Raw genomic sequence first — 21,658 nt, forward strand, 5'->3', positions numbered from 1 at the left:
AGCTATGTCGCACGCCATGTGGCGCTAACCCGGAGGGCGACGCACCTACCGCCAAGCATGCCGCCGCCCTCCTTCGTCCCTCGAAGGGAGCTTCCATCATGCCTGCGACGATCGTTGAGCACACGTCGTCCGTGGACCCGGCATCGCGGCCGTCTGGCCCCTTGACCTCGTTAGCCTCCGTGGCGCACCTCTCGCCTTCGGACCTGTCGAACATGGAGCGGGCGGTCGCGCTGTACGCCTCGGACATGCCGGTCGGCTTCATGATGCGACGGGGGACCGAGGCGACGGTGGCAGCCTGGATCATCCAGGGCGTTGTCCGGCTCGGCCTTGCTGAGGTGCAGCACTCGGCTGCCTGCGCCTACGGCTACCGGCTGCTGTGGCTGGCCGATCTGACCACGCCGGAGCAGGACCGGGCGCACCGCCGCCGGTTCTCCAACGCCCGGCGCTGGGACCGGGCCGAACGGCTCGCGTCCTGCTTCACCGCGTGGGCGGGCTACCCCATGACCCGGGAAGCTCTGGACCGGGGTGGCCGCACGGAGGTGGAGGGTGCCTGCCGCTGCGGGGGGACCGGCTGGCTGGGTGAGTCGTACGACCCGGACGACCCGACCATGCTCGTGGAGCGCAACTGCCCCGGCCACAACCCCGAAGGTCTGCGCCTGCCGCGCTGGGAGGTGGGTGCGTGACGGTCTTCCCCGTCGCCCCGGAGGCCGTGGCTGGCGCTGCGGCCTCTTTGGGCACCGACCCGATCACCCTGGCCGACCTGCTCCGGGTGGCGAACACGCCCGGCTTCGAGCGCTGGCAGGAACAGGTACGCCGTACCGGCGGCTGCTCCAACCCGATCCGCCTCATGGGCCAGACCGTCACCCGCGACGCCAAGACCGGTGATGTCCTGTACTCCTACAGCACCGAGCACGAGCCGGGCGGCATGCTCCGGGTCGCCTGCGGCAACCGGCGAGCCTCCCGCTGCCCGGCCTGCGCCTGGACCTACGCCGGGGACACCTATCACCTGATCCGCGCCGGGATCACCGGGGATGAACGCAAGGACGTTCCCGCCACCGTGCGGGATCACCCCCGCGTCTTCGCGACCCTCACCGCCCCCTCCTTCGGCCCCGTGCACAACCGGCCCGACTCCGGCCGCTGCCGCTGCGGCACCCCACACGCGGAAGACGATCCGGTGCTTGGCACTGCCCTGGACCCGGAGCGGTACGACTATGCCGGGGCGGTGCTGTGGAACAACTTCGCCGGGGACCTGTGGCGCCGCTTCACGATCTACCTGCGTCGCGAGATTGCTGCACGCGCGGGCCTGTCCCAGACCGCGATGCGGGAGGTGTGCCGGGTCTCCTTCGGCAAGGTCGCCGAGTTCCAGAAACGCGGCTCCGTCCACTTCCACGCCGTGGTGCGCCTCGACGGCCCGACCGGCCCCGACTCCCCGCCCCCGGCCTGGGCGACGGTCGGCCTCCTGGACGACGCGATCCGTGCCGCTGCCGCCCGGGTCGCCGTGCCGGTGCCTTCCGCCGGCGCTTTCGCCGCACGCGAGCTGCGGTGGGGATCCCAGGTCGACGTACAACCCATCGGTGCCCTCGGACACGAAGAACTGACCGAACAGGCCGTCGCCTCCTACGTCGCCAAGTACGCCACCAAAGCGGCCGAGACAACGGGCACCGTGGACCGCCGGATCGGGGAGCTGTCCGAGCTGGACAAGTCGCCGGTGCCCGAGCACACCCGGCGCCTGATCGAAGCCTGCTGGACCCTCGACGCTGCCTACCCGGATCGGCTGCTGGCCCGCTGGGCTCACATGCTCGGCTTCCGCGGCCACTTCTCGACCAAGTCCCGCCGCTACTCCACCACGCTCAGTGCGCTGCGCCAGGTTCGCGCCGACTACCGCGCCCGGCAGGAACGCCGCGAACGCGGACTCTCCGAGGACCTCGACGACACGGAGGGCTCCACGCTCGTCCTCGCCCACTGGACCTACGCCGGACAGGGCCACACGCCTGGCGAGTCTTGGCTCGCCGCCTCGATCGCAAAGGAGATCCGACTGAACCGAGAGACAGCACGCGAAGCCCTCGCAGACATGCCCGACCCGGACGACTGGGAGGTATGTGCATGAGGCGTCCCTTGCCTCCTCGCTACATGACCCCAATAGACGTGGCAGACCTGCTCGGTGTCCCGGTCGAGACCGTTTACCAGTGGCGGCGAAAAGGCACCGGTCCCCGCGGGTTCCGCGTTGGTCGGCATCTGCGCTTCGACCCGGAAGACGTGCGTGTCTGGGTTGAGTCCCTGATGGAAGGGGCCGCCTGATGGCCGGACACATCCAAGATCGCTGGTATAAGACCGAGACGGGACCGGACGGCAAGCCTGTCAAGGTCAAGACCGACCGGCACGGCGTCGGCCTCCGCTACCGTGCGCGGTACATCGGTCCGGACGGCTCCGAGAAGTCCAAGAGCTTCCCGGACAAACAGAAGCGCAAGGCGGAACAGTGGCTTGCCAACATCGAGGCGGACATGTCGCGTGGCGACTACGTCAGCCCGGACGCTGGCAAGGTCACGTTCGAGCAGTACGCCACCGAGTGGATGACAACACAGATCACGGACCCGCTGACGCGGGAGTCCGTCGAGAGCCGGTTGCGGCTTCACGCGATCCCCTACCTCGGCACGCGGCCCATGGGCTCCTTCACTCCGTCCCATCTCCGCCTGTGGCTGCGCACCCTGGAGGACAGGGGACTGTCGGCTGGATACCGCGAGGGATCTTTGCGCACGTCTCCACGGTCTTCACGGCGGCCGTGGAGGACCGGACCATCCGCGCGAACCCGTGCAGCGCTCGGTCCGTGCGGGCTCCTCGGCTGGAGCCCCGCAAGGTCAAGCCCTGGCCAGCCGAGCGCGTCAAGGCAGTTCGGTCGGCTTTACCGGAGAGCTATCAGGCTCTCGTGAATGTCGCCGCCGGATGCGGCCTGCGACAAGGGGAGGTCTTCGGCCTGGCCGTGGAAGACGTGGACTTCCTCGGGGAAGTGGTGCATGTCGTACGGCAAGTCAAGCTGCTGCAACGGCATCGGCCGGTGTTCGCACCGCCCAAGGGCGGCAGGGAACGTGACGTGCCACTGCCCGGGTCGGTGGCCTTCGCGTTGGCTGCGCACTTGAAGCGTCATCCGGCCGTGGAAGTCACCTTGCCGTGGAAGACGCTCGATGGACCGCACGTCACGGCGTCGCTGCTCTTCACCGGCTCCATGGGCCTGGCCCTCGATCGGAACCGCTTCAATGACCGCGTCTGGCGGCCGGCGCTTCGGGCTGCGGGCGTGGAGACCGGGCGAGACAACGGCATGCATGCGCTGAGGCACTTCTATGCCTCGGTGCTCCTGGACGCCGGGGAGAGCATCAAGGCCCTTAGCGAATACCTGGGCCACCATGACCCCGGCTTCACGCTGCGGACGTACACCCACCTGATGCCGTCCAGTGAGACCCGCACCCGGGCCGCCGTGGATCGCGTCTTCCAGGGTGGTGAACCCACGGAAGACGGCCCGGAGACGGCCCAGGGGCGGTATTAGCGCTCTGACCTGCGCTTATCTCAGTACCCGAAGTCCTGGGTCCACCACGGGCCGCCCGGGCCGAAGTGGACTCCGACGCCCAGGGTGGTGAACTCGCAGTTCAGGATGTTGGCGCGGTGACCGGGGCTGTCCATCCAGGCCGCCATGACGGTCGCCGCGTCGGCCTGGCCGCGGGCTATGTTCTCGCCGCCCAGGTTGCTTATGCCGGCCTTCTCGGCCCGGTCCCAGGGGGTCGCCCCGTCGGGGTCGGTGTGGTCGAAGAAGCCGCGCGCCGCCATGTCCTCGCTGAAGTCGCGGGCCAGCTTCGCCAGCGCGCTGTTCGCGGCGACCGGGCGGCAGCCGGCCCGCGCCCGCTCCTCGTTGACCAGCTGCAGCACCTCCGCCTCGACGGCGGCCGCCTCCGAGACGGTCACCGGGGCGGTGGTCCGCGGCGGCTCGGCGGTCGCCGTGCGCGACGGGGTGGGGGTGGGCTCGGGCTGCCGCTCGGAGGGCGTGGCCGACGGCTTCCGTGAGGGTACGGCGGAGGGCTTCTCCGTGGTGGGCGACGCCGAGGGGGTGGAAGGGGCGGCCGACGGGGAGGTGGGGCGGGTGGCGCTCCGGCCGGGTGCGGTGCCGTCGCCGGTCTCGGTCTCGGCGCTGCCGGAGGTGCCGCCCAGCGGGCCCTCGGTGGTGCCGCCGGCGCCGTCGGTCGCCTGCACCTGGTTGCCGCTGCCGCCGCCGAGCGTGTAGTCGCCTCCGCCGGGCAGCACACCGGCGGCCACGGCGACCGCGCCGATGGCGACCGCGGCGGACACGCCGAGCAGCCCGGTGCGCACCGGCGTCACGGCCTTCTTCCTGCGGCGGTGCGAGCGCCCGCGCGGGGCCTCGCCGCTCGCGGGAGAGGCGCCGGTGGCGGGGAGGACCACCGTGTCGGCGGGGGAGTCCTGGCCGGCCGCCGGGTCGTCGTCGGTGGCGAAGAGGTAGGCCTCGCTGCGGGCCCGCACCTCGGCGTAGGCCTCCGGGTTGAGGTAGGGCGCGATGCCCGGTTCGGGGTGGCGGTGGCCCGGCGTGTGCCCCTGGTCCGCGCTCCCGCCGGCGCTGCGGCCCGGCGTGACCCCCGTGGCGCGGCCCGTGGCGGCGCGGCCGGCGGCGGAGCGTCGGTGGCGTCCCATGTACTGGCCTTCCTCGTCCCTGGTGCTGTCCTCGCGGCCGACTCGTTCAACGGTCGACCAAAGTCACCCGATCGGGTGGCTTTCATATGAGATGCGTTTGGGGCTGGACGGTACCGCATGGCGCCGGGGGAGGAAGTGTCCCAAGAGACATCGCCTGGTTAGGTTGCACCCATGAGCGAGGATGTACGGCTGGTCGCCTGGGTGCGTGGACACGTGCAAGGCGTGGGTTTTCGCTGGTTCACGCGGGCCAAGGCGCTGGAGATCGGCGGTCTGAGTGGTTTTGCTCTCAATTTGGCCGACGGCCGCGTCCAGGTGGTCGCGGAAGGGCCGCGCGAGGGCTGCCAGGGCCTCCTGGAGTGGCTCCAGGGTGACGACACGCCCGGGCGCGTGGACGGTGTCACCGAGATCTGGGACACACCCCGCGGCGGCTACGACGGCTTCGCGATCCGCTGACCCCGGTCCGCCCGGCCGCCCCGTCCGGGCGGCGGGACATGCCACCGGCACCTACCCGGCGGGAAAAGGCGCAGGTGATTGCCCGGACCCCTTGCCGTGGCGGACTCATCGGTGAATGATGATCGCCACGCCCCGAGGCCCCGGGGGAATCGCAGCGCCGCCGTTTTGAAGCCGCGCGCACCCGGGTAGCCCCTCAATACGGGGCGTGATCGTGTTGACCGTCAAACTTTTTGGTGAGACGCTGAAAGCACCCCGCGCACCTAGCTGTTTGGCATGGATGAACGGCAGCAAGAACTCCATAGTGCCAAGCACCGCGGTGCGAATCCCTCACGACCCACACCGCATCGGTCGGTCACTCATTGTGGAGGACCATCCATCATGGCAAAGGCGCTTCTCGGTTACGTCGGTGGCTCCGACCCTCGACTCCTCGCCGAGATGCGACGGCTCCAGCAGCGCGTCCAGGACCTGGAAACCGAACTCGTACGGATCCAGGCGGAGAACGAGGCGCTGACGGCTGCCGCTTCTCACGACGACAGGATCATGGAGCGCGTCGACGCACACCAGGCGGAGCCTGCGCTCACCTGATCACTGCATCGCACAACGACACGCAGTGGTTGGGCTGCCCGTATCAACCGCTCTGTTGTCAGAAGTTGCAAGGGACGCTTCGGCGTCCCTTCTTTCTTGCCCCCGCACCCTTTCACCGTCTTTAACGTTTGGTCTGCCCTGCGCGTTCACTCGCGAAACCGCGCGTTCACGCAGTGGGACAAACCGCGGAAGGTAAAGTCCAGCGGCGTGCACCTCAAGGCCCTGACCCTCCGTGGCTTCAAGTCGTTCGCCTCGGCCACCACGCTCCGCTTCGAGCCGGGCATCACCTGCGTCGTCGGCCCGAACGGCTCGGGCAAGTCCAACGTCGTCGACGCGCTCAGCTGGGTCATGGGCGAGCAGGGAGCCAAGTCGCTGCGCGGCGGCAAGATGGAGGACGTCATCTTCGCCGGCACCACCGGCCGCCCGCCGCTGGGCCGCGCCGAGGTGTCCCTGACCATCGACAACTCCGACGGCGCCCTGCCCATCGAGTACGCCGAGGTCACCATCACGCGGATCATGTTCCGCAACGGCGGCAGCGAGTACCAGATCAACGGCGACACCTGCCGCCTCCTCGACATCCAGGAACTCCTCTCCGACTCCGGTATCGGCCGCGAGATGCACGTCATCGTCGGCCAGGGCCAGCTCGACTCCGTGCTGCACGCCGATCCCATGGGACGGCGCGCCTTCATCGAGGAGGCCGCGGGCGTCCTCAAGCACCGCAAGCGCAAGGAGAAGGCGCTGCGCAAGCTGGACGCGATGCAGGCGAACCTCGCGCGCGTGCAGGACCTCACCGACGAGCTGCGCCGCCAGCTCAAGCCGCTCGGCCGCCAGGCCGCGGTCGCCCGGCGGGCCGCCGTCATCCAGGCCGATCTGCGCGACGCCCGGCTGCGCCTGCTCGCCGACGACCTCGTACGGCTCCGCGAAGCCCTCCAGGCCGAGATCGCCGACGAGGCCGCGCTGAAGGAGCGCAAGGAGGCCGCCGAGCGAGAGCTGCGGGCGGCGCTGCAGCGGGAGGCGCAGCTGGAGGACGAGGTCCGCCGGCTCACCCCGCGCCTCCAGCGCGCCCAGCAGACCTGGTACGAGCTGTCGCAGCTCGCCGAGCGGGTGCGCGGCACGCTCTCGCTGGCCGAGGCACGGGTGAAGAGCGCCGCCTCCGCGCCGGTGGACGAGCGGCGCGGCCGTGACCCCGAGGACCTGGAGCGCGAGGCCGCCCGGGTCCGCGAACAGGAGGCCGAGCTGGAAGCGGCCCTGGAGGCGGCGCGGCGGGCCCTGGAGGACACCGTCGAGCACCGCGCCGAACTGGAGCGCGAGCTGGCCGCCGAGGAACGCCGCCTGAAGGACGCCGCGCGGGCCATCGCCGACCGGCGGGAAGGGCTCGCCCGGCTGAGCGGTCAGGTCGGCGCCGCCCGCTCGCGGGCCGCCGCCGCGCAGGCCGAGATCGACCGGCTGGCCGCCGCGCGTGACGAGGCGCGGGAGCGGGCCGTGGCCGCGCAGGAGGAGTACGAGGCGCTGAAGGCCGAGGTCGACGGGCTGGACGCGGGTGACGCGGAGCTGGCCGAGCGGCACGAGGCGGCCAGGCGGCGGCTCGCCGAGGCGGAGGCGGCGCTGACCGCCGCCCGCGAGGCGGTGAGCGCCGCGGAACGCGAGCGGGCCGCGACCCGGGCCCGGCACGAGGCCCTGGCCCTGGGCCTGCGCCGCAAGGACGGCACCGGCGCGCTGCTCGCCGCGCAGGATCGTCTCAGCGGCCTGCTGGGCCCGGCCGCCGAACTGCTCACGGTCACCCCGGGCCACGAGATTCCCCTCGCCGCGGCCTTCGGCGCCGCGGCCGACGCCCTCGCGGTGACCACCCCGGCCGCGGCCGCCGAGGCGATCCGCCTCCTGCGCAAGCAGGACGCGGGCCGCGCGACCCTCCTCCTCGCCGAGGCCCCGGAGCCCGCCCCCGGCCACCCGGCACCCGGCAAGGCCGGCCCGGAGCCGGACCCTCACGGGGGCGCGGCGAACGGTGCTTCCGGCTTCGACGCGCTCGCCGCCGCCGACGTACACGGCGACCCCTTCCCCGGAGCCGGCACCCGCGCGGACCACACCCTCACGGACCACATCCGCGTGGAGCACACCCCCGCGGACCGCTTCGTCCGCGGCCCCGCCGAGCTGCTCCCGGCCGTCCGGCGTCTCCTGCGCGGCATCGTCGTCGTGGAGACGCTGGAGGACGCCGAGGCGCTGGTCTACGCGTGCCCCGGCCTGACGGCGGTGACCCGGGAGGGGGACCTCCTGGGGTCGCACTTCGCGCAGGGCGGCTCCGCCGGGGCGCCCAGCCTGCTGGAGGTGCAGGCCTCCGTGGACGAGGCCGCGGCCGAGCTGGCGCGGCTGGAGGTGCGGTGCGCCGAACTGACCGAGGCGCAGCGGCTCGCCGCCGGCCGCCGTTCCGGGGCCGCCGCGCTCGTGGAGGAGCTGGGGGAGCGGCGGCGGGCCGCCGACCGGGAGAAGTCGGCGGTGGCCCAGCAGCTCGGCCGGCTCGCCGGACAGGCCAGGGGCGCCGCGGGTGAGGCCGAGCGCGCCTCCGCCGCCGCCGCGCGGGCGCAGGAGGCGCTGGACAGGGCGCTCCAGGAGGTCGAGGAGCTGGCCGAACGGCTCGCCGTGGCGGAGGAGATGCCGGTCGAGGAGGAGCCGGACACCTCGGCCCGCGACCGGCTCGCCGCCGACGGCGCCAACGCGCGGCAGACCGAGATGGAGGCCCGCCTCCAGGTCCGTACGCACGAGGAGCGGGTCAAGGGGCTGGCCGGACGCGCCGACTCGCTCGACCGTGCCGCGCGGGCGGAACGCGAGGCACGCGCGCGTGCCGAGCAGCGGCGGGCCCGGCTGCGTCACGAGGCGGCCGTCGCCGAGGCCGTGGCCTCGGGTGCCCGGCAGCTGCTCGCGCACGTCGAGGTCTCGCTGGCCCGCGCGGAGCGGGAGCGGTCGGCCGCGGAGGCGGCGAAGGCCCGGCGCGAGCAGGAGCTGGCCGCCGCCCGCACCCGGGGCCGTGATCTGAAGGCGGAGCTGGACAAGCTGACCGACTCCGTGCACCGGGGCGAGGTGCTGGGCGCGGAGAAGCGGCTGCGGATCGAGCAGCTGGAGACCAGGGCGCTGGAGGAGCTGGGCGTGGAGCCCGCCGGGCTCGTGGACGAGTACGGCCCCCATCAGCTCGTACCGCCGTCGCCGCCCGCCGAGGGCGAGGAGCTGCCGGACGACCCCGGGCATCCGCGCAACCGGCCGCGGCCGTTCGTGCGGGCGGAGCAGGAGAAGCGGCTGAAGGCGGCCGAGCGGGCGTACCAGCAGCTCGGCAAGGTGAATCCGCTGGCGCTGGAGGAGTTCGCGGCGCTGGAGGAGCGGCACAAGTTCCTCAGCGAGCAGCTGGAGGACCTGAAGAAGACCCGCGCGGACCTGCTCCAGGTCGTCAAGGAGGTCGACGAGCGGGTCGAGCAGGTGTTCACCGAGGCCTACCGGGACACGGCGCGGGAGTTCGAGGGCGTGTTCGCCCGGCTCTTCCCGGGCGGCGAGGGCCGGCTCGTGCTGACGGATCCCGGCAACATGCTCACCACCGGTGTGGACGTGGAGGCGCGTCCGCCGGGCAAGAAGGTGAAGCGGCTGAGCCTGCTGTCCGGCGGGGAGCGGTCGCTGACCGCCGTCGCCCTGCTGGTGTCGATCTTCAAGGCGCGGCCCAGTCCGTTCTATGTGATGGACGAGGTGGAGGCCGCGCTGGACGACACGAACCTCCAGCGGCTGATCCGGATCATGCAGGAGTTGCAGGAGACCTCGCAGCTCATCGTCATCACGCACCAGAAGCGGACCATGGAGGTCGCCGACGCGCTGTACGGCGTCTCGATGCAGGGCGACGGTGTGTCGAAGGTCATCAGCCAGCGGCTGCGTTGATCGTCCGTTTCGGGGCACCGGCTCTCCACCGGTCATGACCTGCCTCTCCGAAGATCACTTCAAGAATTGAACACACGCTGTTCTGTCATGGCTGAAAACTCACAGGTCTTGGCCTATTGACTTCGAAACATGAAGGCATAGTCTCTGCAACGTTGCTTTTACCTTCAGGTGTGAGCGGCGTGAACGCCGTACCCCTGGAAGGGCTACGCCCCCAGCCGGCAGCGTTGCCGGCGGCCCGAGGAGTTACCCAGTGACCAGCACAGCGCAGGCATCCCAGTCAGGAGCCAAGTCGGCGCACCCCGAACATCTCGGGCACGTCGTCTTCATCACCGCGGCAGCCGCCATGGGCGGCTTCCTGTTCGGCTACGACAGCTCTGTCATCAACGGTGCGAACGGCGGCATCCAGGCTCGGTTCGACCTCAGCTCCGGCGCCACCGGAACCGTCGCCGCCTGCGCCCTGCTCGGCAGCGCCGTGGGCGCGGCCGTCGCGGGCCGGATCGCCGACCGGATCGGCCGTATCCGCGTCATGCAGATCGCCGCGGTCCTGTTCGCGGTGAGCGCGGTGGGCTCCGGCCTGCCGTTCGCCGCCTGGGACCTCGCCGCCTGGCGCGTCCTCGGCGGCATAGCCATCGGCATGGCCTCGGTGATCGGCCCGGCCTACATCGCCGAGGTCGCCCCGCCCGCCTACCGGGGCAGGCTCGCCTCGTTCCAGCAGGCGGCCATCGTCATCGGCATCGCCGTCTCCCAGCTCGTCAACTGGGCCATCCTGAACCTGGCCGACGGTGAGGAGCGCGGGCGGGTCGCGGGCCTGGAGGCCTGGCAGTGGATGCTCGGCGTGATGCTGGTGCCGGCCGTCATCTACGGTCTGCTCTCCTTCGCCATCCCCGAGTCGCCGCGCTACCTGATCAGCGTGGGCCGCACCGACGACGCCAAGAAGGTGCTCGGCGACGTCGAGGGCGACATCGACCTCGACGCCCGTGTCGCCGAGATCGACGAGGCGATGCGCAGCGACCACAAGTCGACCTTCCGGGACCTGATGGGCGGCCGCTTCGGCCTGCTGCCGATCGTCTGGATCGGCATCGGCCTCTCGGTCTTCCAGCAGCTGGTCGGCATCAACGTTATCTTCTACTACTCGAACCTGCTGTGGCAGTCGGTCGGCGTCGACCCGTCGAGCTCGTTCTTCTACTCGTTCGAGACCTCGATCATCAACATCATCGGCACCGTGATCGCGATGATCTTCGTCGACCGCCTCGGCCGCAAGCCGCTCGCGCTCATCGGCTCGGTCGGCATGGGCGTCTCGCTCGCCGCGGCCGCCTGGTCCTTCTCCTTCCAGAACGGCAACGACCCGCTGCCCACCGCGCAGGGTTACGTCGCGCTGATCGCCGCCAACGCGTTCGTGCTGTTCTTCGCCCTGTCCTGGGGTGTGGTCGTCTGGGTCATGCTCGGTGAGGTCTTCCCGAACAAGATCCGCGCCGCCGCGCTCGGCGTCGCCGCCTCGGCCCAGTGGATCGCCAACTGGGCGATCACCATTACCTTCCCGGACCTCGCGGAGTGGAACCTGTCGCTCACCTACGTCATGTACGCGGTGTTCGCCTTCCTCTCCATCCCGTTCATCCTCAAGTTCGTGCCCGAGACCAAGGGCAAGAAGCTGGAGGAGATGGGCTGAGCCTCGCCCGAGGCTCCCTCGGCTCGAGGAGAGGGCCAAGTCCCCGCTGCCCGCTCCTCGACACCCGTGAGACGTACTGCCCCGGCTCGGTCACCGAGCCGGGGCAGTACGTCTTACCGGGGAGTACGTCCAGGGGCAGTGCGGGGACGGGCGCTTATACGCCGGCCGGCTGGGGCTCCTCGGCCGGGCCGGCCGGCCGCGCCACCGGAGCGGTCACGGCCGGCTTCGGCAGGGCCAGGTACAGCAGGCCCGACACCACGACCGTGGCGACCCAGCCGAGGCCGTACTCGCCGATCACGTTGTTGCCGGCGAGCGGGCCGGTGAACCAGTCCGACGTGGTGAAGAGCAGGCCCGCGACCAGACCGGCCGCCCAGGCGGTCACCGCGGCCGGGGAGAAGCCGCCCCGGTACCAGTAGGCGCTGGTGCGCGTGGTGTCCGCCATCGCCTCGCCGTCGTACTCCGTGCGTCGCAGCATGTCCGCGCCGAACACCCCGACCCACGCGGAGAACGCCACCGCCAGCAGGGACAGGAAGGCGATGAACGAGCCCATGAAGCTCGTCGCCACCAGCATCAGCACGCCGCCGAAGACCAGCGAGATCAGCGCGTTGACGGACACCGCCCAGTGCCGGGGCACCTTGATGCCGAGGGTCTGCGCGGTGAAGCCCGCCGAGTACATCGACATCGCGTTGATCAGCAGCATGCCGATCAGCGCGATCAGCAGGTACGGCACCGCGATCCAGGTCGGCAAAATCTCGCCGAGGAAGGAGACCGGGTCGGCGGCCGAGGCCAGGTCCGGCGTGGACACCGCCATCACCGCGCCCATGAGGACCATCGGCAGCACGACGACACCGGCGCCGCCGACCGCCGTGCCCACGATCGCCCTGGAGGACGCCGTGCGCGGCAGATAGCGGGTGAAGTCCGGCGCGGAGGGGATCCAGCTGACGCCGCCCGCCGCGATCATGCCGATACCGGTGATCACCGCGGCCGTGGAGCCGGCGGAGTGGTCCAGCACCTTCGACCAGTCCGTGTGCACCGCCAGGTAGCCCAGGACCAGCACCGAGAACGCGCCGAAGAGGTAGGTCGCGTACGTGTTGCACTTCTGCACGGCACCGATGCCGAGCCCGGAGATCGCGAACGTCGCGACCACGAACGCCAGCAGCATCACCATGTCCAGCACGCCGTTCGCGCCGATGCCGAACACGATGTCCAGGATGGTGAGCATGGCGTAGGCGCCGGTCACCGCGTTGATCGTCTCCCAGCCCCAGCGGGCCACCCAGATCAGCGAGCCGGGCAGCAGATTGCCGCGCTGCCCGAAGACGGCGCGGGAGAGCGCCATGCCCGGCGCCCCGCCCCGCTTGCCGGCGATGCCGATCAGCCCGACCAGGCCGTACGACACCAGGGGCGCGACGGCGGCGACGATCAGCGCCTGCCAGATGTTGAGCCGGTACGCGACGACCAGGCTCGCGCCCATGGTGAGCAGCAGCACGCTGATGTTGGCACCCACCCAGGTGGGGAACAGCTCGCGGGTTCTCGCGGTGCGCTCGTGGTCCGGTACCTGCTCGATGCCGCGGGTTTCGAGAGCGCCTTCGGTCTCGGCGGTCTTGCTCATGAAGAACGTGCCTAGCGGTGCGGGGATGGGGGGACGTCGGGACTCTACGCGCGTTGATGCGGTCGATGCCATTGTGCTTTGGCCTGACTCGCACCCACCGGTGCACTTTGTCCGTCGGAGGAAGCCACAAAAAGGGTTCGGCGGACCCCCATGGCCGATACTGGACGCGTTATGGACATCGTCATCCTTGCTGTAGTCATCGCCGTGGTCGTGCTCGGCGCGCTCGGCGGGCTCGTGGTCGGCAGCCGACGCAAGAAGCAGCTGCCCCCGCCGCCCCCCACGACGCCCGACCTCACCGCCCCTCCGGCCGAGCCGCACGTCGGCGACGAGGCCGAGACGCCGAAGGAGGAACCGCGCAGGACGATCGAGGAGGTGGACCTCCCGGGCGGCTCGGCCCCGACCGCCGTCGAGGAGCCTCCCGTCGTCGAGGAGCCCGTCGAGGCTCCCCCGATCGAGATCCCGGAGCCCACCGCGGGGCGCCTGGTGCGCCTGCGCGCCCGCCTCTCCCGCTCGCAGAACGCCCTCGGGAAGGGCCTGCTCACCCTGCTCTCCCGTGAGCACCTCGACGAGGACACCTGGGAGGAGGTCGAGGACACCCTGCTCACCGCCGACGTCGGCGTCCAGCCCACCCAGGAACTGGTCGAGCGGCTGCGCGAGCGGGTGAAGGTGCTCGGCACCCGCACCCCCCAGGAGCTGCGCGCCCTGCTGCGCGACGAGCTGCTCACCCTGGTCGGCACCGACTTCGACCGCACCGTGCGGACCGAGCCCGACGGCCGCAAGCCCGGCATCGTGATGGTCGTCGGTGTCAACGGCACCGGCAAGACCACCACCACCGGCAAGCTCGCCCGGGTCCTGGTCGCCGACGGCAACAGCGTCGTCCTGGGCGCCGCCGACACCTTCCGCGCCGCCGCCGCCGACCAGCTCCAGACCTGGGGCGAGCGCGTCGGCGCCCACACCGTGCGCGGTCCCGAGGGCGGCGACCCGGCCTCCGTCGCGTTCGACGCGGTGAAGGAGGGCAAGGAGATCGGCGCGGACGTGGTCCTCATCGACACCGCCGGCCGCCTCCACACCAAGACCGGCCTCATGGACGAGCTGGGCAAGGTCAAGCGCGTCGTCGAGAAGCACGCCCCGCTCGACGAGGTGCTGCTCGTCCTCGACGCCACCACCGGTCAGAACGGTCTGGTGCAGGCCCGGGTGTTCGCCGAGGTCGTCGACATCACCGGCATCGTGCTCACCAAGCTCGACGGGACCGCCAAGGGCGGCATCGTCGTCGCCGTCCAGCGCGAGCTGGGCGTCCCGGTCAAGCTCGTCGGCCTCGGCGAGGGCGCGGACGACCTCGCGCCGTTCGAACCGGAGGCGTTCGTGGACGCGCTGATCGGGGAGTGAGACCACGCCCGGAAACCCGGAGGCGCACCTCCGTGCATCCGTAGGTGCCACACGCGAGCGCCCGCCCCCTGGTGCAGGAGGGAGCGGGCGCTCCGTCGTAGGCGGGTGTCACGCCCGCCAGGCGCGTGACCGGTGTGCCACGTACGCCAGCGTGCCCAGCAGCAGCCGCGCCTCCGGGGGGCGGATCGCCGAGTCCAGCGCGGGGGAGCGCAGCCAGCGCACCGGGCCCAGGCCGCCGCGGTCGGAGGGCGGCGCCGTGATGTACGCACCCGGGCCGAGGCCGCGCAGGTCGAGCGCCGCGTCGTCCCAGCCCATGCGGTAGAGCAGCGCGGGGAGCTCGGCGGCGGCGCCGGGGGCGACGAAGAACTGGGCGCGGCCGTCCGGGGTGGCGGTCACCGGGCCGAGCGGAAGGCCCATGCGCTCCAGCCGGACCAGGGCGTGCCACCCGGCCGGCTCGGCCACCTCGATCACGTCGAAGGCCCGGCCGACCGGCAGCATCACCGCCGCGCCCGGGAACTCCGCCCACGCGCCGGTCACCTGGTCCAGCGTCGCGCCGGCCGGCACCCGGGGGGCGAAGTGCAGCGGATGGGCGCCCGGCGCGCGGCAGTCGGGGCGGCCGCAGGAGCACAGACCCGCGGCGGCCCGCGCACCCGGTACGACGTCCCACCCCCACAGCCCCGTGTACTCGGCCACGGCGGTGCACTCCGAGGCGCGACCGCGGCGGCGCCCGCCGCTCCGGATGTCGCGGATGCCCCGGCTGCTGCCGATCGTGAAGCCCATGCCCCCTCCAACGGGTCCGGCGCACCGGTGGTTACGACGCGGGTCGATGCGGCTGCGGAACGTGACCACCCTTACCGGGTTGCCCGGTGGAACGCGCCGCACTCGGCGCTTGGAAGCGCACCGGGTGGTGCGCTCAGCCGTATGCGCCTCGAAGTGCTCTCGCCCGCCCACTTACGGCAGCCATGTGTCAAGTGAATCGTGTGGGGGCCACCAAGAGTTCATCCGAAGGGGTGGCGAATGGTGGCGATTGCCGATGCGCCATGGCTGGACGGGTGATCGTGGGATTACTGTGTGTGCACGGCAGGCCGGGCACATGCGCCGGTGGGTATGCCGGAGGCAAGTCGCCTCCCCGTTCGAAGGGTGACAACTCCGAGACGGGCGGCACGCCCGGCGGGCATTCTGATAGGGTTTGGCGCACTCGATGACAAGCGGTCTGAGGGATGGGGGCGTTCCAGTGGGCGGCAACGGCGGAGGCGGGACGAACGCTGAGAAGCGCCCGAACGAGCTGTTGGGCTCGTGGTTCGTGCGCAGCGGCTGGTCCAAGGGCGAGCTGGCCCGCCAGGTCAACCGCCGTGCACGCCAGCTGGGTGCCAACCACATCTCGACGGACACCTCCCGCGTCCGGCGCTGGCTCGACGGGGAGAACCCGCGCGAACCGATCCCCCGGATCCTGTCCGAGCTGTTCTCCGAGCGGTTCGGCTGCGTCGTCTCCGTCGAGGACCTGGGGCTGCGCACCGCCCGCCCCGCACCCTCCGCGTCCGGTGTCGACATGCCCTGGACGGGCCCGCAGACGGTGGCGCTGCTCAGCGAGTTCTCGCGCAGCGACCTGATGCTGGCGCGGCGCGGCTTCCTCGGGACCTCGCTGGCCCTGTCCGCGGGCCCGGCCCTCATCGAGCCCATGCAGCGCTGGCTGGTCCCCGCCCCGTCCTCGCCCCGGGCCCCGGCACCGCCGGAGCCGCGGTCCGCGCCCGCCGCCCGCGCGCGCGGGCGGCTGTCCCGGCCGGAGCTGGACCTGCTGGAGTCCACCACCGTGATGTTCCGCCAGTGGGACGCCCAGTGCGGCGGCGGACTGCGCCGCAAGGCCGTCGTCGGCCAGCTGCACGAGGTCACCGACCTGCTCCAGGAGCCGCAGCCGGAGGCCACCACCCGCAAGCTGTTCAAGGTCGCCGCCGAACTGGCCGAACTGGCCGGGTGGATGAGCTACGACGTGGGGCTCCAGCCCACCGCGCAGAAGTACTTCGTGCTCGCCCTGCACGCCGCGAAGGAGGCCGGCGACCGCCCCCTCGGCTCGTACATCCTCTCCAGCATGAGCCGCCAGATGATCCACCTCGGCCGGCCCGACGACGCACTGGAACTGATCCACCTGGCCCAGTACGGCAGCCGTGACTGCGCGAGTCCGCGCACCCAGGCCATGCTGTATGCGATGGAGGCCCGTGCCTACGCCAACATGGGCCAGCCCGGCAAGACCAAGCGGGCCGTGCGCATGGCCGAGGACGTCTTCGCCGAGGCGGAGGACTGGGACGAGCCGGACCCCGACTGGATCCGCTTCTTCTCCGAGGCCGAGCTGCACGGCGAGAACAGCCACTCCTACCGTGACCTCGCCTACGTCGCCGGCCGCAGCCCCACCTACGCCTCCCTGGCCGAACCCCTGATGCGGCGGGCCGTGGAGCTGTTCGCCCAGGACGCCGAGCACCAGCGGTCCTACGCGCTCAACCTGATCGGCATGGCCTCCGTCCACCTCCTGCGGCGCGAGCCCGAGCAGAGCGCCGACTACGCGGCCCAGGCCATGCGGATCGCCGGGAAGATCCGCTCCGAGCGGGTCAACACCCGTATCCGGAAGACCGTCGACACCGCCGCCCGCGACTTCGGTGATCTCGCCGAGGTCGTCGACCTCACCGACAAGCTCGCGGCGGAACTGCCCGAGACCGCCGGGGCGGTCTGACCCCGGCCCCCAGGCCCCGGCCGCGGCCGGCCCTCCCGAACTGCCCGACTCGGCTCCCCCATGCCAGGTCATCGGAAGGCCGCCCGCGGCCGGTTTCCGCTGTCCGCGGGAAGATTGCGCCACGATAACGATCGCGCGGCCCGGAATCCGGCAATTCATCGACGCGTAACACGCATGGCGCCTTCGTCACGGCGGCGAAACAACGAGGGGCTTCCACCGAAACCGCGCTGCGCCAATCTCGTGGCGCATAACCGGCCCACCCCTCAATCCGCTCCAGGCTTCGCCCGCACGGGGCCGTATCCAACGACGAGGAGACGCCGATGGCACCAGCCATCACGCTTGCCGCGGAGACACAGATCTCCGCCGCCAACACAGGCTTCATGCTCATCTGTTCCGCCCTGGTGATGCTGATGACCCCGGCCCTGGCCTTCTTCTACGGGGGCATGGTCCGGGTCAAGAGCACCCTGAACATGCTGATGATGAGCTTCATCAGCCTGGGGATCGTCACCATCCTGTGGGTGCTGTACGGCTTCTCCATGGCCTTCGGCGACGACTCCGGCGGCATCTTCGCCTGGAACCCGGACTACGTCGGCTTCACCGGCATCGGCAAGGACGCGATCTGGGACGGCTACACCATCCCGGTCCTCGTCTTCGCCGTCTTCCAGCTCATGTTCGCGATCATCACCCCGGCCCTGATCAGCGGCGCCCTCGCCGACCGGGTCAAGTTCACCGCCTGGGCCCTGTTCATCGCCCTGTGGGCCACCATCGTCTACTTCCCCGTCGCCCACTGGGTCTGGGGCACCGGCGGCTGGGCCTTCGAACTGGGTGTCATCGACTTCGCCGGCGGCACGGCCGTGCACATCAACGCCGGTGCCGCCGCACTCGGCGTGATCCTCGTCATCGGCAAGCGGGTCGGCTTCAAGAAGGACCCGATGCGCCCGCACAGCCTGCCGCTGGTCATGCTCGGCGCCGGTCTGCTGTGGTTCGGCTGGTTCGGCTTCAACGCGGGCTCCTGGCTCGGCAACGACGACGGCGTCGGCTCCCTGATGTTCGTCAACACCCAGGTGGCCACCGCCGCCGCGATGCTCGCCTGGCTGATCTACGAGAAGCTGCGCCACGGCGCCTTCACCACGCTGGGCGCCGCCTCCGGTGCCGTCGCCGGTCTGGTCGCCATCACCCCGGCCGGCGGCGCGGTCGACCCGCTCGGCGCGATCGCCGTCGGCGCCGTCGCCGGTCTGCTGTGCGCCATGGCCGTGGGCCTGAAGTACAAGCTGGGCTACGACGACTCCCTCGACGTGGTCGGCGTCCACCTCGTCGGTGGCATCGCCGGCTCCCTGCTCGTCGGCTTCTTCGCCTCCGGCGAGGGCCAGTCCGACGTCAAGGGCCTCTTCTACGGAGGCGACGCCGGCCAGCTCGGCAAGCAGGCCGCCGGTGTCTTCGCGGTCCTTGCCTACTCCCTGGTCGTCTCCGCGGTCCTCGCCTTCGTCCTCGACCGGACCATCGGCATGCGGGTCCCCGAGGACGACGAGGTGGCCGGCATCGACCTGGCCGAACACGCCGAGACCGCATACGACTTCAGTGGTGCCGGCGGCGGCACCTCCCGCTCCGCCTCCGCGGCCACCGCCCTTGTCACCGCCCCGGCCGAGTCCAAGAAGGTGGACGCATGAAGCTCATCACCGCCGTCGTGAAGCCGCACCGGCTCGACGAGATCAAGGAAGCCCTCCAGGCCTTCGGCGTGCACGGCCTGACGGTCACCGAGGCCAGCGGCTACGGCCGCCAGCGCGGCCACACCGAGGTCTACCGAGGCGCCGAGTACACCGTCGACCTGGTCCCCAAGATCCGTATCGAGGTGCTGGCCGAGGACGACGACGCCGAACAGCTCATCGAGGTCATCGTCAAGGCGGCCCGCACCGGCAAGATCGGCGACGGCAAGGTCTGGTCCCTGCCGGTCGACACGGCCGTCCGGGTCCGCACCGGCGAGCGCGGGCCGGACGCCCTCTGACGAGGCGCCGGCCGAAGAGAACAGGAGTCGCCGGGTGACGAGTACGGACGCATACACGGAAGCACGGGATCCGGGACCCAGCGGCTACGCGGCGGCCCGGCTGCGCCTCCTCACCGAGGGGGCGCGGTCCGGGCCGCCGCGCCGTGCCGCCCTCGCCGAGCTCACCGACGACTGGCTCGCGGCCCTGTTCCAGGCCGGGGCCGCGGCGGGCGGCGGGCTGAAGGGCGTCTCGCTCGTCGCCGTCGGCGGCTACGGCCGCGGGGAACTGTCCCCGCGCAGCGACCTGGACCTGCTGCTGCTCCACGACGGCGGTGACGCGGCCGCCGTCGCCGCGCTCGCCGACCGCCTCTGGTACCCGGTCTGGGACCTCGGACTCGCGCTCGACCACTCGGTGCGCACCCCGGCCGAGGCCCGCCGGACCGCCGCGGAGGACCTGAAGGTCCAGCTCGGCCTGCTGGACGCCCGGCACCTCGCCGGTGATCTCGCCCTGACCGCCGGACTGCGCACGGCCGTCCTCGCCGACTGGCGCAACCAGGCACCCAGGCGCCTGCCCGAACTCCGGGAGCTGTGCGCCGAACGCGCCGAGCGCCAGGGTGAGCTGCAGTACCTGCTGGAACCCGACCTCAAGGAGGCCCGCGGCGGGCTCAGGGACGCCACCGTGCTGCGCGCCGTCGCCGCGTCCTGGCTGGCCGACGCCCCGCGCGAGGGCCTCGACGACGCCCGCCGCCGCCTCCTCGACGTCCGGGACGCCCTGCACCTCGCCACCGGGCGCGCCACCGACCGCCTCTCCCTCCAGGAACAGGACCAGGTCGCGGCCGAGCTGGGGCTCCTGGACGCCGACACGCTGCTGCGGCAGGTCTACGAGGCGGCGCGGGTGATCGCGTACGCCAGTGACGTCACCTGGCGCGAGGTGGGGCGCGTGCTGCGGTCGCGCGCCGTGCGGCCCCGGTTGCGCGCGATGCTGGGTGCCGGCAAGCCGGCCGCCGAGCGGTCGCCGCTGGCCGAAGGGGTGGTGGAACAGGACGGCGAGGTGGTGCTCGCCCGCACCGCGCGCCCCGAGCGCGACCCCGTGCTCCCCCTACGGGCCGCGGCCGCCGCCGCACAGGCGGGACTGCCGCTCTCCCTGCACGCCGTGCGCCGCCTCGCCGCCACCGTGCGCCCCCTGCCCACCCCCTGGCCCGCCGAGGCGCGCGAACAGCTGGTGACCCTGCTCGGCTCCGGCCGGCCGACCGTGCAGGTCTGGGAGGCACTGGAGGCCGAAGGGCTGGTCACCCGCCTGCTGCCCGACTGGGAGCGGGTGCGCTGCCGTCCGCAGCGCAACGCCGTGCACCTGTGGACCGTCGACCGGCACCTCATCGAGACCGCCGTCCGCGCCTCCGCGTTCACCCGCCGCGTCAGCCGCCCCGACCTGCTGCTGGTCGCCGCTCTGCTGCACGACATCGGCAAGGGCTGGCCCGGCGACCACTCGGTGGCCGGCGAGATCATCGCGCGCGACGTGGCGGGCCGGATCGGCTTCGACCGCGAGGACACCGGCGTGCTCGGCACCCTCGTACGCCACCACCTGCTGCTGGTGGAGACCGCCACCCGCCGTGACCTCGACGACCCCGCCACCGTGCGGTCCGTCGCCGAGGCCGTCGGCACCCAGAGCACCCTCGAACTGCTGCACGCGCTCACCGAGGCCGACGCGCTGGCCACCGGACCCGCCGCCTGGTCGTCGTGGCGCGGCTCGCTCGTCACCGACCTCGTCGCACGGGTCTCGGCCGTGCTCGCCGGGAACGCCCCCGAAGAGCCCGAGGCCGCCGCCCCCACCGCCGAGCAGGAACGGCTCGCCGTCGAGGCGTACCGCACCGGTGGCCCCGTGCCGGCGCTGCGCCCGCAGACCGAACCACCGGCCGGCCCTCCGCCCCCGGAGGCACCGGCGGACGCGCCCGAGCCACTGGGTGCCGAACTGCTCGTCGCCGTCCCCGACCAGCCGGGGGTGCTGCCCGCCGTCGCCGGCGTCCTCGCCCTGCACCGGCTGACGGTGCGGACGGCCGAGCTGCGTGCCCTGCCCCTGCCGGACGGCGTGGGCGGCCCGGTCCTGCTGCTGGACTGGCGGGTGGCGGCCGAGTACGGCTCCCTGCCCCAGGCTGCGCGGCTCCGCGCCGACCTGGTGCGGGCCCTGGACGGCACCCTGGACATCGCCGGGCGGTTGGCGGAGCGGGACGCCGCCTACCCGCGCCGCCGCGGGGTGACCGCGCCCCCGCCGCGGGTGACGGTCGCCTCCGCCGCCTCCCGGCACGCCACGGTCATCGAGGTCCGCGCCCAGGACGCGCCCGGGCTGCTCTTCCGCATCGGACGGGCGCTGGAGGACGCGGGGGTCCGGGTGCGCAGCGCACACGTCTCGACGCTGGGCGCGAACGCGGTGGACGCGTTCTACGTCACGGACGCCGAGGGAGCCCCCCTGCCGGACGAGGAGGCCGCGGCGGTGGCCGGGAAACTGGAGGAGACGCTGCGGGGGTGACGGCGCGCTCGCGCGGTGCGTCCACCGGGCGTGCTCCCGCTCCTCGCGGGGGCGGCCGGGGGGACGCGGCACGGACACGGCCGGGAGCCGCCGGCACGGACGCGGCCCGCCCGCTCCCGGCCGGCGCGGGGTTC

15 protein-coding genes and 1 pseudogene are annotated in these 21,658 nt (G+C 72.1%); 13 read left to right on the plus strand and 3 right to left on the minus strand.

The window, feature by feature from the left end; genetic code table 11:
- The first annotated feature begins 179 nt into the window (after positions 1-179).
- The 4 genes and pseudogenes from SGLAU_RS23760 (at position 180) to SGLAU_RS23775 (ending at position 3,538) form a co-directional block, all read left to right on the plus strand.
- Entirely contained in the window at positions 180-683 is a 504-nt protein-coding gene (locus SGLAU_RS23760) for a hypothetical protein (RefSeq protein WP_159072798.1), read from the plus strand.
- Between the two features lie 26 nt (positions 684-709).
- Entirely contained in the window at positions 710-2,107 is a 1,398-nt protein-coding gene (gene repSA / locus SGLAU_RS23765) for a replication initiator protein RepSA (RefSeq protein WP_043506944.1), read from the plus strand.
- Entirely contained in the window at positions 2,104-2,298 is a 195-nt protein-coding gene (locus tag SGLAU_RS33880; RefSeq protein ID WP_043504387.1) for a helix-turn-helix domain-containing protein, read from the plus strand. The genes repSA and SGLAU_RS33880 overlap by 4 nt, the downstream gene beginning before the upstream one ends.
- Positions 2,298-3,538: pseudogene (locus tag SGLAU_RS23775) on the plus strand (tyrosine-type recombinase/integrase). Before SGLAU_RS33880 ends, SGLAU_RS23775 begins: the two are co-directional and overlap by 1 nt.
- 20 nt (positions 3,539-3,558) lie before the next feature.
- Here SGLAU_RS23775 and SGLAU_RS23780 read toward each other — a convergent pair.
- Entirely contained in the window at positions 3,559-4,689 is a 1,131-nt protein-coding gene (locus tag SGLAU_RS23780) for a CAP domain-containing protein (protein WP_043504389.1), read from the minus strand.
- A gap of 171 nt (positions 4,690-4,860) precedes the next feature.
- Between SGLAU_RS23780 and SGLAU_RS23785 the strand changes: the two genes are divergently transcribed.
- The 4 genes from SGLAU_RS23785 to SGLAU_RS23800 all read left to right on the plus strand — a co-directional run bounded on the left by SGLAU_RS23785 (position 4,861) and on the right by SGLAU_RS23800 (position 11,302).
- A complete protein-coding gene (locus SGLAU_RS23785) occupies positions 4,861-5,142 on the plus strand; it encodes an acylphosphatase (protein ID WP_043504390.1) in 282 nt (93 codons plus the stop codon).
- A 378-nt stretch (positions 5,143-5,520) separates the two neighbouring features.
- Positions 5,521-5,727 carry a hypothetical protein gene (locus tag SGLAU_RS23790; RefSeq protein WP_043504391.1) on the plus strand — a complete coding sequence of 69 codons (207 nt, stop codon included), beginning with the start codon at positions 5,521-5,523 and terminating at the stop codon, positions 5,725-5,727.
- Positions 5,728-5,934: 207 nt separating this feature from the next.
- On the plus strand, positions 5,935-9,636 hold the full coding sequence (locus tag SGLAU_RS23795) for an AAA family ATPase (RefSeq protein WP_043504392.1): 3,702 nt from the start codon (positions 5,935-5,937) through the stop codon (positions 9,634-9,636).
- A gap of 250 nt (positions 9,637-9,886) precedes the next feature.
- Positions 9,887-11,302 (plus strand): sugar porter family MFS transporter, encoded by a 1,416-nt coding sequence (locus SGLAU_RS23800; protein ID WP_043504393.1) that lies wholly within the window; start codon positions 9,887-9,889, stop codon positions 11,300-11,302.
- A 154-nt stretch (positions 11,303-11,456) separates the two neighbouring features.
- On the opposite strand, the gene SGLAU_RS23805 is transcribed toward SGLAU_RS23800, so the two are convergent.
- Complete coding sequence (locus tag SGLAU_RS23805) at positions 11,457-12,911, minus strand: cytosine permease (protein WP_043504394.1); 1,455 nt, start codon at positions 12,909-12,911, stop codon at positions 11,457-11,459.
- Positions 12,912-13,082: 171 nt separating this feature from the next.
- On the opposite strand from SGLAU_RS23805, the gene ftsY reads away from it, so the two are divergent.
- The gene (gene ftsY, locus SGLAU_RS23810) at positions 13,083-14,297 is read left to right on the plus strand and encodes a signal recognition particle-docking protein FtsY (protein WP_043504396.1); all 1,215 of its coding nucleotides are present in this window, start codon (positions 13,083-13,085) and stop codon (positions 14,295-14,297) included.
- Between the two features lie 108 nt (positions 14,298-14,405).
- Here the strand turns inward: ftsY and SGLAU_RS23815 are convergent, their stop codons facing one another.
- Positions 14,406-15,077, minus strand: a complete 672-nt coding sequence (locus SGLAU_RS23815) for a bifunctional DNA primase/polymerase (protein WP_043504397.1) — start codon at positions 15,075-15,077, stop codon at positions 14,406-14,408.
- Positions 15,078-15,531: 454 nt separating this feature from the next.
- Here SGLAU_RS23815 and SGLAU_RS23820 point away from each other — a divergent pair, with 454 nt between their 5' ends.
- The 4 genes from SGLAU_RS23820 to SGLAU_RS23835 all read left to right on the plus strand — a co-directional run bounded on the left by SGLAU_RS23820 (position 15,532) and on the right by SGLAU_RS23835 (position 21,524).
- The gene (locus tag SGLAU_RS23820; RefSeq protein ID WP_043504399.1) at positions 15,532-17,019 is read left to right on the plus strand and encodes a hypothetical protein; all 1,488 of its coding nucleotides are present in this window, start codon (positions 15,532-15,534) and stop codon (positions 17,017-17,019) included.
- A gap of 320 nt (positions 17,020-17,339) precedes the next feature.
- Positions 17,340-18,686, plus strand: a complete 1,347-nt coding sequence (locus tag SGLAU_RS23825) for an ammonium transporter (RefSeq protein WP_043504400.1) — start codon at positions 17,340-17,342, stop codon at positions 18,684-18,686.
- Positions 18,683-19,021: a P-II family nitrogen regulator gene (locus tag SGLAU_RS23830; protein ID WP_043504401.1), complete on the plus strand. Its 339-nt coding sequence runs from the start codon at positions 18,683-18,685 to the stop codon at positions 19,019-19,021. Before SGLAU_RS23825 ends, SGLAU_RS23830 begins: the two co-directional genes overlap by 4 nt.
- Positions 19,022-19,055: 34 nt before the next feature.
- Positions 19,056-21,524: a [protein-PII] uridylyltransferase gene (locus tag SGLAU_RS23835; protein WP_043504403.1), complete on the plus strand. Its 2,469-nt coding sequence runs from the start codon at positions 19,056-19,058 to the stop codon at positions 21,522-21,524.
- Positions 21,525-21,658: the final 134 nt, after the last annotated feature.

Source organism: Streptomyces glaucescens, from assembly GCF_000761215.1.
In the GTDB taxonomy this organism is placed as follows: domain Bacteria; phylum Actinomycetota; class Actinomycetes; order Streptomycetales; family Streptomycetaceae; genus Streptomyces; species Streptomyces glaucescens_B.

Coding starts and splice junctions, on each gene's coding strand:
- SGLAU_RS33880 (WP_043504387.1), top strand. CDS start 2,104: ATGAGGCGTCCCTTGCCTCCTCGCTACATGACCCCAATAGACGTGGCA.
- SGLAU_RS23780 (WP_043504389.1), bottom strand. CDS start 4,689: ATGGGACGCCACCGACGCTCCGCCGCCGGCCGCGCCGCCACGGGCCGC.
- SGLAU_RS23785 (WP_043504390.1), top strand. CDS start 4,861: ATGAGCGAGGATGTACGGCTGGTCGCCTGGGTGCGTGGACACGTGCAA.
- SGLAU_RS23790 (WP_043504391.1), top strand. CDS start 5,521: ATGGCAAAGGCGCTTCTCGGTTACGTCGGTGGCTCCGACCCTCGACTC.
- SGLAU_RS23805 (WP_043504394.1), bottom strand. CDS start 12,911: ATGAGCAAGACCGCCGAGACCGAAGGCGCTCTCGAAACCCGCGGCATC.
- ftsY (WP_043504396.1), top strand. CDS start 13,083: ATGGACATCGTCATCCTTGCTGTAGTCATCGCCGTGGTCGTGCTCGGC.
- SGLAU_RS23815 (WP_043504397.1), bottom strand. CDS start 15,077: ATGGGCTTCACGATCGGCAGCAGCCGGGGCATCCGCGACATCCGGAGC.
- SGLAU_RS23825 (WP_043504400.1), top strand. CDS start 17,340: ATGGCACCAGCCATCACGCTTGCCGCGGAGACACAGATCTCCGCCGCC.
- SGLAU_RS23830 (WP_043504401.1), top strand. CDS start 18,683: ATGAAGCTCATCACCGCCGTCGTGAAGCCGCACCGGCTCGACGAGATC.